This is a genomic window from Mucilaginibacter sp. CSA2-8R (genome assembly GCF_038806765.1).
Lineage (GTDB): Bacteria > Bacteroidota > Bacteroidia > Sphingobacteriales > Sphingobacteriaceae > Mucilaginibacter.
Genome location: NZ_CP152389.1, coordinates 5,145,797 through 5,159,600 on the forward strand (window position 1 = coordinate 5,145,797; position 13,804 = coordinate 5,159,600).

Consider the following 13,804-nt stretch of genomic DNA (forward strand, 5'->3'; position numbering starts at 1 on the left):
AATTAACCGGGAGGTATTGTTATTTTAATGGAGTTAAGTGGCCGGGTGCTTACTTGTTAAAATCATCCAAAAAGCTCATGCCGGGCATACCTATCGGAGCGCCGGGCGGCATTTCTACCGCCGGTTCGGTCTGATACTTTTCGGGATTGGCTTTAAAGTCTTCAATTTGCGCCAAAGCATAATACATATTGGCTTTTTGTGTAGCCTCTGCCGATGGCATCTTAGCCGTGAGCCAGTCTTTCAATTCGTTTACCTTTAGCAACGCTTGCCCGCGCACAATTTTAGAGGCGCGGTTGTTGGCGGCTAATTGCAGCAGATATTCGAGGGTTAGGTTATTTACCATAGTTTGTAATTCGCCATGGTAGCCATTGACGGCAGGTGCTTTCCAGGTTTTATCATACAGGCGATCAACCACTGCCATAAAGCCGGGCTGGCGGCTATCGCGGCCATGGTATTCAATCAATCGGGCGGCACGCTCCGCATTCAAAAGCGACGAAATCGTTTCGCCTGCGGCAGATTCAGCTGCGGCAATAGGGTCGAACGTTGGGCCGGTATTGCCTTTAAAAGTTTCCATGCTGGCCGGGTAGCCTGTTGGCCGCGGCGGTATTTTGGCAATCAGTTTCTCGGGCAGGGCCAGGGCATCGGGTGTAATAGTGGCAGCCAATGCATCAAAGGCACGCCATTGCTCGGCCGGGTCAACCATTTGCGTAGGTACCTGTCCGTCGTTTTTAACGGCATGAGTAAAATATAAGCCACCTACCGATTTAGCTACCGCTTCAATCTGATAACGGTGCAACAGGTAAATAGGTACCAGTACTTCTTCGAGTGTAGCCATTGGGGCATCTTTTACAATGGCTTTTTCCGAAAAACTATTTAGTACCTGGCGGCGGATTTTCATCAATTTATTTAGCTCATCAATCGGGTTTACACCGTCATCCCACTGGTGAGATGCGGGGTGTACATACCCGCCAATATCAGGGATGTACTGAAAGCCCAGTTTAATGGTTTTGTTCATGATTTTATCCAAGGCAGCGTTCTCGTCGGTTCCTTTCGGAAACTCTGAGTAACCCCACGTCACGGCCCGTTTGTCCCAACTACCTATACCTTTGGCATAGGCATCCGAGAGGTCAACCGTGCCGTCGACCTTCAAGGTCATGCGCGGAAAGGGATAATCCATCACCGAGGCGCGGTCTTTGGGGCTGGCAGCAAAATTATGGGTAAAACCCAGTGTATGGCCAATCTCGTGGGCTGATAACTGCCGGATGCGGGCCAGCGCCATTTCTTCCATCTTTTTACTGGTGCCTTTGCCATCTTCATATGGCTGTAACAGCCCCTCGGCAATCATGTAATCCTGGCGGTGACGGTCTGACCCTAATGTAACCACACCTTTGATAATTTCGCCGGTACGCGGGTCAATATAGGACGAACCATACGAAAATGCCCGCGGGTTGCCTGCGCGGTTTACCCAGTTTACTACGTTGTAACGGATATCCATCGGGTCGGCACCTTCAGGCAGTTCTTTTACCTGAAAGGCATTTTTAAAACCGGCGGCTTCAAAAGCCTGGTTCCACCAGCCGCCGCCTTCAATCAATGCCTTCTTAATTTTTTCGGGCGCGCCGCGGTCCACATAATACACAATGGGTTTAACTGCTTCGCTCATGGCGGCTCCAGGGTTTTTCTTTTGTAAACGATGCCGGCGACTAAAGCGCTTTACCAGTGGCTCATTCATATCCGCCGAAAAATCCATGTAGCTGAATAAAAAGAAGCTCGACCGCGGGTCAAACTTGCGTGGCTTATAGCCCTCTTCGGGTAGTTCAACAAACGACTGGTGCATTTTTACCGTCACGGCGCTGGGGTCTGGCGCTATACTGTTACCACCAAAGCCCCGCCCGCCGCCCGCGCCGCCGGTAAAGGTAACCATAGCTTCAAACTCAGTATTTTTAGGAAAATTCTTAGTGTTAGCCATGTATACCGCCGATCGGGTATCATCTACCCGATAACCGCCGCCGCCAACAGCAGCCCCACGCCCATTAGCACCACCCGATGAGGGCGCACTGCCTAACCGCCCGCCAATATTTTGGCTGTCGCGTACAATAAACGGAGTAAGGTCTATCAAAACTTTATCACCCTCGGTAGCTACCGGCGCAAAACCCCATATCACCGATTTAGCAAAAGCATTTTCTACAGCACGCTGTTCATCAACATTTCTGTTGCCGGCCCGGTAGTTATAGTTGGGTTCTATCAAAAATATTTTGGGACCTACTTTGGCAAACTTAGCAATATTGGCCGAGGCCTGTCCACGTTCGGCGCTGTTACCGGCACCATCGGTTAATGAAGCAAAGTATAAAAACTCCTGGTCAAACTTATCTACTTCTAACAGTACTTTACCCGTTTTTTCGTCATAATAAAAGTTAAAGTAGCCTTCAAACTTTTTCATGCCCTGGGTAGCACCGGCAATACTGGTAGCTGGCGAAGCATTAGTTTGACGGTTCATACCTGTACGTCCCGGTGGTGGCGTACCATCCTGCGCCCAAGCAACAGTGCCTAAAGCTAACGCACCTGCCATTAAAGCTAAATTTAATTTCATATATTTCTGATTAGGGGTTTTCTGAGACCGAATAATTGAATATCAATCAACGTTTTTAAAAATTAACGATATGATGATAAAATACTATGCGCATCTACCTTCAAAATTTTGCTTTTTTAATACTTTTGTAATTTTTAATGACTATTTCTCAATTATTCATGACTTATTCTTGCTAAATTATAACAAATGCGACGCTATCAAAGTAAAAATCAGAACATAAATTAATTTTTTAAGTTAATTTATTAACCGATCTGCTGTTTTAATTTACCTGGCTGTGTTTCTATTAAGAAAATACCTGCATTTGGTTAAATTTATAATTTATCCGATGCTTGATTATAGGTTTCCCGGCAGACTAATTTAATGGTGATCTGCAAAAGGGTTTATAAAGCATCACTTGCTGATTTATGATCAGCTCCTGTTATGAATGTTAAACTTTGGCGGAATAAATATTTTTACCGCTCGTTTAACAAGCGGTTTATTTTTATAGCTTTAGCGTAACTAAATCATCGCTATCACCTATGCAGCCCGCTTCATTCAGGCTAAACCAGCGCTCTATACTCATTGGCGCCGGTGTTATTATCACCATCTTTTTAGCCGTTTTCTTTATCTTTAAAAAGCCTAAAAAAACGTACAACCACGAGTTTGGCAAGTACATACAATCGTATACTACCGGGGTTATTTCGCGCACCGGCACAGTACGCGTAAAGCTGTCGGACCAGGTGCAGGTAACTCATGCACAAAACGAAGAACTAAAAGGCAAGGTATTTGACTTTTCGCCGTCGGTTAAGGGCAAAGCCTATTGGGTAGACGCACAAACCATTGAGTTTAAACCCGAAGCCGAACTTGACCCCGACAAACATTATGATGTTGATTTTGACCTGGGTTCGGTTACCAAAGTGGCTGACGAACTGAAGCATTTCACCTTTGATTTGCAAACCATCAAGCCTGATTTTGTGATTGATTTTAACGGGCTGCAGTCGGCTACAGCCACCTCGTTAGAAAAAATGAAGTTTACTGGCAGCATCCAAACTGCCGATTTTGAAGACCCGGCTAAAGTTGAAAAGATGCTGACTGCCTCATACACATCGCCGGTTAGTATTACCTGGCATCATAATAAGCTCAGTAAAAAACATGAGTTTACAGTAAACAATGTGCCGCGGTCCAGAAGCAAAGCTTCCAAACTGGAACTGCAATGGAATGGCGACCCAATTAACGTGGAAAGCACTGGCGACGAAGCAGCCGAGATACCGGCCGTGGGCGACTTTAAGCTTTTGCAGGTAAAAGCCGTACAAGACCAGGAAGAGTACGTATTGTACCAGTTTTCTAACCCTGTAAAAATTGGACAGGAACTTAGGGGGCTTGTTGGTTTGAGTAACATGGGCGAGTTAACCTACACCATTGAGGGTAGCATGGTAAAGCTGTATGCCCCCGAGCATTTACAGGGTAACTATACCGCCGTTGCCAATGAGGGCATTGAGGATATTACCGGCAAAAAAATTGGCCGCAGTTATAGCGCTAATGTATTTTTCGAAAACCGGATGCCGGCGGTAACCATTCCGGGTAAGGGTGTTATTTTGCCCGATTCGGGCCGGTTAATGATGCCGTTTGAAGCCGTTAACCTTAACGCAGTCGATGTAAGCATCATCAAGGTTTATGAAAATAATGTACCTCAGTACTTTCAAAGCAATGGTTTTGACGGGCAGGAGCAGTTGCGGCAGGTTGCCAAACCGGTGGTACAAACCACCATACATTTGGATCAGGACCGCAGCCTGAACCTGAACAAGAAAAACCGTTTCATGCTCGATATTGACCACCTGATGCGCACCGAGCCCGGCGCTATCTATCGAGTAGTTATCGGGTTCCGTAAAGCCTATTCGCTCTACAATTGCAGTGTGAAGAGTAAGACTGACACGACCAGCAACAGTGAAGATGAAGAGGAGGGTGAAGGCGGCGATTACAGTTCGGACGATGCAGGCGGCAGCAACCAGGTAGATGACGACGAAGATTTTTGGCGCCGTTATGACAACTACTACCCCGAAGGTTACAAGTGGAATGACCGCGACAATGTGTGCTCAGACTCTTATTATACTAAAGACCGCTGGGCTACCCGCAACATCATCGCCTCTAACATCGGGCTCATCACCAAACGCGGTAACGATAACAGCATGCTGATTGCCGTCACCAATATCTTGGATGCGCAACCCATGTCGGGCGTAAACTTGCAAATACTCGATTACCAGAAACAGGTACTATGGACGGGCACATCTGATGGCGACGGCCTGGCTAAGCTGGATTTAAAACGGAAACCCTACCTATTGGTGGCAAAAAAAGGTGATGAGCGGGGCTATTTAAAACTGGATGATGGCAGCGCGTTGCCCTTATCGCGTTTTGATGTGAGCGGCGAGCTGGTACAGCATGGCCTAAAAGGTTTTATTTATGGCGAACGCGGCGTGTGGCGCCCCGGAGACTCTATTTTTGTGTCGTTTATTTTAGAGGATAAACTTAAAACGCTTCCGGCCGACCACCCGGTGGAGTTTGAGTTTTACAACCCGCAAGGGCAGTTGTACAGCAAAATGGTACGCACCTCATCGGTTGATGGTTTTTACAGTTTCCACACCGCTACCACTACCAGTTCGCCTACGGGCACCTGGAATGTGAAGATTAAGGTTGGCGGTGCCTTGTTTCAAAAAAGCATCAAGGTAGAAACCATTATGCCGAACCGTTTAAAACTCAACCTTAGCTTTGGCAACCAAACCGAGTTAACCAAGGGTAGCACCAATGGTGTATTGAGTGCGCACTGGCTTTTTGGCGGTATTGCTCAAAATTTAAAAGCCAAGGTAGATGCCTTTTTGTCGCCGCAGCAAACCAGTTTTAAAGGTTTTGACGGGTATAGTTTTGACGACCCTACGCTTGCCTTTAGCACCCAAACACAAAATATTTTTGATGGTCGGCTGGATGCCAATGGCAATGCCAACGTACAGGCCGATATCAACCTCGAAAAACAAGCCCCAGGTCAGCTGAAAGCTAACTTCCTGGTGAAGGTTTTTGAGCCGGGCGGAAATTTCAGCATCAACCAGGTGACCATGCCGTACAATGTGTATCCCGGTTATGTGGGTATCAAAGTGCCCGAAGGCAGCCAGCTAAGCGGCATGTTAACTACCGATGCCTACCATGTGATTGATATTGCTACCATAAACACTAAAGGTACATTATGGAGCGGAACCCGCAATGTGCAGGTAGAACTTTACAAAGTACAATGGCGCTGGTGGTGGGACAAAACCGACGAGGAATTGAGCAACTTTACCCAAAACCAGTATAATAAGCTGGTGAGCACTCAAACGGTACCGGTAACTAACGGCCGCGGCAAATGGACATTGCGCATACCGCAGGCCGATTGGGGCCGCTACCTGATTAGGGTAACCGACCCGCAAACCGGGCACACTACGGGCAAGATTATTTACATTGACTGGCCTAACTGGGCAGAGCGCTTACAGCAGGACAATCCTACCGAGGCAGCCATGCTTTCGTTTACGGCAGATAAAAAAAGCTACAAGATAGGCGAAGAGGGAACTTTAACCATACCTACCAGCAACAACGGCCGGGCACTCATTAGTTTCGAAAACGGCAGCAAAGTGATTAAAACCGCCTGGACAGATACCCGCAAGGGCCAAACCCAATATCGCTTTAAGATAACTGAAGATATGACCCCCAACGTGTTTGTGAACGTGACCCTGTTACAGCCGCATCACCAAACCCTGAACGACTTACCGATACGGATGTATGGTGCCATACCGATTGCGGTTGAAAACCCGGCCACCGTATTAAAGCCGGTGATTACCATGCCGGATAAAATCAGGCCCGAAACACCGTCGGAAATTACGGTATCAGAGACATCGGGCAAGGAAATGACTTATACCATTGCTTTGGTTGATGAAGGCATTCTGGACCTGACCAATTTTAAAACACCCGACCCGCATCAGGCCTTTTATGCCCGCGAGGCGTTGGGTGTGAAAACTTGGGACTTGTTCGATTATGTCATCGGTGCCTTTGGTGGTGACCTTGAGCGTATTTTAAGCATCGGCGGCGACCAGGCCATCGGCAACAATAAAAATGCAACGGTTAACCGCTTTAAACCTGTAGTGAAATTTATGGGGCCTTTCCGTTTGGGCAAAGGCGAAAAGCAGACTAAACGCTTTACTTTACCGCAATACATTGGCTCGGTAAGGGCCATGGTTATAGCCGGGCACGATGGCAGTTATGGTTATGCCGAAAAGGCCGTTGCTGTTAAAAAGCCGTTAATGATACTGGCAACCCTGCCACGGGTACTGGGACCGTCGGAGAAATTCCAATTGCCGGTAACCGTGTTCGCGCTCGAAAATCAAATTAAAACGGTTAGTATCCAGGTGCAGTCGACTGCTTTAAACAGCACCGGAAGCACGCAAAAGGTTATTGCCTTTGCCAAACCCGGCGATCAGGCTGTAACGTTTGATTTGGATGTAAAAAACTTTGTGGGCATAGGTAAAGTGCGCATTATTGCCCGCAGCGGCAGCGAAACGGCGGTAGAAGATGTGGTGCTCAATATTCGTAATCCAAATCCGTCGGTTACCCGCACGCAGGTAAAAGAGCTGCGTGCCGGCGAAACCTGGAACATAGACTATACCCCGTTTGCCATGGCCGGCACCAACAAGGCTACCTTAGAGGTATCAGGTATTCCTCCTATAAACCTGGCCAAACGTTTGGGTTACCTGATGCACTATCCTTATGGTTGTGTAGAGCAAACTACCTCGTCAGGGTTCCCGCAGTTATATCTGGGTCAATTGGTTGATTTATCCGCTCGGCAAAAAGCCGAGGTGGAGCGCAACATTAAGGCTACCATTAACAGGCTTAATGGCTTCCAGGTACCGGGTGGAGGCCTGAGCTATTGGCCGGATGGCGGTGAGGCCGATGAGTGGGGCACCAACTATGCCGGTCATTTTATGTTACAGGCGCAGGCCAGAGGCTACAGTTTACCCGCTGGCTTTATCACCGGCTGGAAAAAATTTCAGCAGCAAAAGGCCTTAAATTGGGCGCCCGATTCGCGCAGCTTTTACGGTGCCGACCTTATGCAAGCCTACCGCTTGTACTTGCTGGCCATGGCCAGTGTGCCCGAGCTGGGTGCCATGAACCGGTTAAAAGAATTTAAATATATTAGTGCAAGTGCCAAATGGCGTTTAGCAGCAGCCTACCAGTTGGCCGGTCAGCCCGAGGTAGCCTTGCAGATGATTCGTGGCTTGCCTACGCAGGTTAAACCATACAACCAGTTAGACTATACCTATGGTTCGGACGAGCGCGATGAAGCCATGATCTTAGAGACACTTACCATGCTGGGCCGTCGTGAGCAAGCTTCGGCCGTGTTACGCTCAGTTGCGGCACAGCTTTCAACCGATGAATGGTACAGTACTCAAACCACGGCTTATGCGTTAATGGCCGTTGCGCAGTATTGCGGGCAAAGCCATTCGCCATATAAGCTGCAGTTTACTTACCAGGCACCCGGCGCAAAAGGCACAGTCACATCCCCTGCCTATTTATGGCAAGCGCCGCTTGGCGCCACCAAGGGGAAACTGGTATTCAAAAATAATGGCAAAAACCTGCTTTATGTACGGCTTATTCAGCAAGGGCAACCCGCACCGGGCGACGAGCAGGAAACCGGCAACAACCCGGATATACTGCGCATGAATGTAGCCTACCTGAACATGAAAGGCGAGCCAATAGACATAGCACAATTAAAACAGGGCACCGACTTTGTGGCGCAGGTTACCGTTAAAAACCCCAATGGCAACGGCGACTACCGCAACATGGCGCTTTCGCAGTTGTTCCCGTCGGGATGGGAAATATTAAATACCCGTATGCTGAACAACGACGAAGTATTCAAATCGTCGCCGTCGGATTACCGCGACATACGCGACGACCGGGTGTATACGTATTTTAGTTTAGACCAAGGCAAAGAGGTTACTTATTACGTGATGCTTACTGCGGCCTACGCCGGGCGGTATTATTTACCGGCTACTTATTGCGAGGCCATGTACAAGGCATCGGTAAATGCATTGCAAAAAGGCCGGTGGATTGAGGTTGTGAAATAATGCAGCGTATTAAACGGCTTTTACACAACAAAGCTTTTGTGGCAACGGGGCTGGTATTACTGGCCCTGTTGCTCTGCTTTTGGTTTTGTTTACCGTCAAGGCTATTTAAATCGCCTACCTCATTTGTGCTGAATGACAGTAAGGGTGTGTTACTGGGCGCTTCTATCGCTGCCGATGGGCAGTGGCGTTTTCCGTATGATGCGCAGGTGCCCGATAAGTTTAAACAATGCATTATTGCTTTTGAGGATAAGCGCTTCGAGCATCATCCGGGAATAGATATCTGGGCAATGGGCAGGGCTTTCAGGCAAAACTGGAAATCGGGCCGCGTGACCAGTGGGGGCAGCACCATTACCATGCAGGTCATCAGGCTGGCCACGCATCACCAGCGCAACTGGTGGAACAAACTGAGAGAAGCACTGATGGCCCTGCGCCTCGAGCTAACGCATAGTAAAGCCGAAATACTGGCTCTATATGCCAGCAACGCACCTTTTGGCAGTAACGTAGTGGGGCTGAATGCTGCCTCGTGGCGTTATTTTGGCCGCAGTCCGGATAAGCTTTCCTGGGGCGAGACGGCGGCTTTAGCAGTTTTACCTAATGCGCCATCGCTCGTGCATCCGGGTAAAAATCGTTTGGTACTTTTAAAAAAGCGTAACCTGTTGCTGGATAAACTTTACCATACCGGTATTATTGACAGCAACACCGCCATGCTGGCCCAACTGGAACCGGTGCCCGATAAGCCTGTTCCACTGCCTGTAGAAGCGCCTCACTTGCTGGCTCGTATTGTGAGCGAACACCAAACCAACCAGGACTCAGATACCCGCATTAGCAGTACCATTAACGGGCATTTGCAAGATCAGGTCACCCAGATTTTAGAACGACACCATACGGTGTTAAGCGCCAATCACATCAATAATATGGCAGCCATAGTACTGGATGTGGAAAGCGGTGCCACGCTTGCATATGCGGGCAACATCTACCACCCGCAGGAGCCACAACTGGAAAGCAGTGTAGATGTGATTGGTGCGCCGCGCAGTCCGGGCAGTACCTTAAAACCATTGCTGTATGCTACCATGCTCAACGATGGGTTTATTTTGCCGCATAGTTTAATTCCCGACATTCCTACCCAAATTGCCGGTTATCAGCCCGAAAATTTTGACTTGGGGTATGATGGTGCTGTACCTGCCTCTACCGCATTGGCCCGCTCGCTAAATGTACCCGCAGTAAAAATGCTGCAAAAATATAAGTATGAGCGCTTTTACGATTTTCTGAAAAAAGCAGGTATCACCACCCTCAAGCAGCCCGCCGATTATTATGGCCTTTCACTCATTTTAGGCGGCGGCGAAAACACGCTTTGGGAACTGGCCGGTTGCTATGCCGATATGGCCCGGGCGCTGAACCACTATAACCAGCATGGCGGTAAGTATAACCCGGCCGATTATCATTTGCCTGTATATCAACCCACAAAAGCACTAAAGCCCGAATGGCAAAAGGATGGGTTGTTGGACGCCGGCTCTATTTACTATACAATGGAGGCCATGGAAGAAGTGATGCGGCCGGGTGAGGAAATGCTTTGGCAGCAGTTTGCCTCATCACAACGTGTCGCCTGGAAAACCGGCACCAGTTTCGGTTTCAGGGATGGGTGGGCCATTGGTATTACGCCTAAGTATGTAGTAGGTGTTTGGGTGGGTAATACCACCGGCGAGGGGCGGCCCGGCCTTACAGGTATTAACACGGCAGCTCCTGCGCTTTTCGAAATATTCAGGCTCTTACCTGCTACCCGTACCTGGTTCGAAAAGCCAACTGCCGCTATGGTAAAAGTTAAAGTATGTCACGAGAGCGGTTACCGGGCCAGCCAGTACTGCAACCATACCGAAGAGATGTGGATACCGCCCGCCGGATTGAAATCGCCCATCTGCGCATATCATCAGTTGGTACATTTAGATGAAAGCAAGCAGTGGCAGGTGAGCAGCAACTGTGTATCACCCAGCCAGATGGTTACCCAATCGTGGTTTGTGCTGCCGCCGGCCATGGAGTACTACTACAAAGTGCATAATTACCAATACCGCAGTTTGCCACCGTTTAAGGATGGCTGCCGGGAAGAGAATGAAAACCTGATGGAGGTGATTTATCCCAAAAACGGCGCAAGTGTATATGTGCCTTTGGAGGCTGATGGTAAACGCGGCCGCATGGTTTGCAATGCTGCCCACCGGCAATATGGCGCTAAAATATTCTGGCACCTGGACGACCAGTACATCGGCGAAACAACCTCTTACCATCAAATGGCGCTAAACCCTGCGCCTGGCCAGCACTGGTTAACTCTGGTAGATGGCAACGGGAGCATGCTAAAAATCAGATTTAATGTGCTGGATAAAGATAAGTCGAAATCAGAATAAATGATTGGTGGTTAATACTCAAATTGGCTCACCTGCTAAAATCTAAAAGGCTCGTTATTTACCATTAGATTAATAGCGCTAACGGAGGCTATATTTGTGCCTTTTACCGGATAAAATATGTTCAGAGTTTTTCGCGCCGCGGGGTTGGCGCTGATGATGATAAGTTTGATGTATACTATGGCGTTTGGGCAATCGTCTAAGCCACCCACTTATGTAGACGCCAAAGGTGTATTCAGGTGGACTAAAGACAAAAAGCCAATATATCTTTTTGGCGTTAATTACACCCTGCCCTTTGCTTACGGATACCGTGCGGTAAAGGCGCTTAAACTAAATCACGAACAGGAGATTGACAAAGATGTATATCACCTGGCGCGTTTAGGGGTTGATGCCTTCCGGGTACATGTATGGGATACCGAGATTAGTGATTCGGCAGGTAACTTAAAGCAAAATGAGCATCTGCGATTATTTGACTACCTGGTGTCAAAACTGGAACAGCGCGGCATCCGCATCATCATTACCCCTATTGCTTTTTGGGGTAATGGCTACCCGGAACCCGACGAGCATACCGGCAGCTTTAGTGACAAGTACGGAAAGAACGGTGCCTTGGTAAACGAGCAGGCTTTTAAAGCACAGGAGCGCTATTTACAACAGTTTTTCAGTCATGTAAACCCTTACACCGGCAAAACCTACACGGCAGACGATTTTATCATCGCTACCGAAATTAATAACGAGCCGCATCCTAGCGGACCCAAAGCCCGCGCTACCGAATACATCGATCGCATGAAGGCAGCCATCAACAGCACCGGCTGGAACAAGCCGGTATTTTACAACATCAGCGAATCGCCGTGGTATGCTGATGCGGTGGCTAAATCCAAAGTCGACGGCTTTAGTTTTCAGTGGTATCCCATCGGGCTGGTAGCCGGGCATGAGCAAAAGGGTAATATGCTGCCCAACGTAGACCGGTACACTTATCCGTATGATACCATTCCCGAATTTAAAAACAGGGCGCGCATGATTTACGAATTTGATGCGGCCGATATGCTGGCCTCCTACATGTACCCGGCAGTTGCGCGCAGTTTTAAACAAGCCGGGTTTCAGTGGGTAACGCAGTTTGCTTACGATCCGCTGGCTACAGCATACGGCAATACCGAGTACCAAACCCACTTTTTAAACCTGGCTTATATACCTGCTAAAGCCATTAGTTTACTGATAGCCAACCGGGCTTTTCATACGTTACCTGCCGGTAAAAAATACGGTGCTTACCCGCTCGATAGCGTGTTTGATGCTTTCAGGGTGAGTTATAAGCAGTCGCTGAGTGAGATGAACACCGACAAGGAGTTTTACTACTCCGGCTCTACCGCAACGCAACCGCGCAACGGCAAAGTGCTACAACACGTTGCAGGTGTAGGCAGCTCCGTTGTTGTAAAATATCCTGGCTATGGCGCTTACTTTTTAGATAAACTTGAAAATGGTATCTGGCGATTGGAAGTAATGCCTGATGCCATCACCATTCGCGATCCGTTTGCCCAGCCATCACCGTCCCGCGAAGCGGTACATATTGCCTGGAACAGCCAACCCATGCAGATTATGCTTGCTGATTTGGGCAGCGATTTTAAAGTGCAGGGCGTTAACGCTCAAAATAGCTACACAACCACTGCCCGCCAAAACAGCTTTACTATTAAACCGGGTACTTACTTGCTGATTAAACCTGGTAAAAATAGTAGCCAGTGGACGGCTGAGCGTAAGGTGGGTTATTTAAAGCTTGATGAATTTGTTGCCCCGCAACCAGTAAGCCACGAGCCTTACATAGCACATAACCCGGCAACGGAAGTTAGCACCGGGAAACCGATAATGGTGAACATTAAAGCCATCAATATTGACTCGGCAGACAAGGTTACGTTATTGATGAAGTGGCCTTACAGTGGCCCCAACCATACGGCCATGACCCGTGTTACCCCTAATGATTATACGGCCACTATACCACCCGACGGCTCGGGCAACGGCAAAATCAGTTACCGCGTTGTAGTGCAGCATGGCCAGGATGAATATACTACTTTTCCGGGCGGCCATAAAGGTAATCCCAACCGCTGGGACTATCTGAACGATGATTACTGGCAAACATTTGTTGCTGCGCCCAACGCTGCCATCAGCCTGTTTAATGCCACAATCGACCAGGACAAAACCAATACCTATGTACCCGAAACTGCAAAGCAGGCTAAAGTGCAATGGGCTGGCGGGTCGGTAACCGGGCATTTGGCCTTAAGCATGAGCACACCTTTATTACAGCAAAACCAGGTATTGGGTATGCAACTCTACATCGGCGATAAACTGAACAACCGCGCCAGTGATTTGCCGGGCATCACCAAAATAATCATCAAAGCCCGCACAACCGGAGCCCCAACCGCCAAACTACGCTTAGCACTCATTAATCAGGATGCAGCAGCTTATGCAACAACAATTGAGTTAAGTGCCGATTTCAAAACGATAGAAATACCACTCACCAGTTTAAAGCCAGATTCTGCATTGCTTTTGCCCCGACCTTATCCGGGCTTTATGCCTTTGTGGTTTAAAGCCGGAAGCTTTACAGGCTTTAAATTGCCAGAGGCTGATAAACTCGGACTCACATTTAACGGACCACTAAATCAGGAGCAATCGGGCAAGGTCGCATCCATAGAGGTCGAATCTGTCTGGCTGGAAAAATAGAT

Annotated in this window: 4 protein-coding genes; 3 read left to right on the forward strand and 1 reads right to left on the reverse strand. The window is 48.4% G+C overall.

Going from position 1 to position 13,804, the window contains the following annotated elements:
- Positions 1-49 precede the first annotated feature (49 nt).
- Positions 50-2,587, reverse strand: a complete 2,538-nt coding sequence (locus AAGR14_RS21855) for a zinc-dependent metalloprotease (RefSeq protein WP_342646367.1) — start codon at positions 2,585-2,587, stop codon at positions 50-52.
- 518 nt (positions 2,588-3,105) lie between these two features.
- Here AAGR14_RS21855 and AAGR14_RS21860 point away from each other — a divergent pair.
- The 3 genes from AAGR14_RS21860 (at position 3,106) to AAGR14_RS21870 (ending at position 13,802) form a co-directional block, all read left to right on the forward strand.
- Positions 3,106-8,706, forward strand: a complete 5,601-nt coding sequence (locus AAGR14_RS21860; protein WP_342646368.1) for an MG2 domain-containing protein — start codon at positions 3,106-3,108, stop codon at positions 8,704-8,706.
- Positions 8,706-11,099 carry a penicillin-binding protein 1C gene (gene pbpC / locus AAGR14_RS21865; RefSeq protein ID WP_342646369.1) on the forward strand — a complete coding sequence of 798 codons (2,394 nt, stop codon included), beginning with the start codon at positions 8,706-8,708 and terminating at the stop codon, positions 11,097-11,099. Before AAGR14_RS21860 ends, pbpC begins: the two co-directional genes overlap by 1 nt.
- A gap of 117 nt (positions 11,100-11,216) precedes the next feature.
- Entirely contained in the window at positions 11,217-13,802 is a 2,586-nt protein-coding gene (locus AAGR14_RS21870) for a membrane or secreted protein (RefSeq protein ID WP_342646370.1), read from the forward strand.
- Positions 13,803-13,804: the final 2 nt, after the last annotated feature.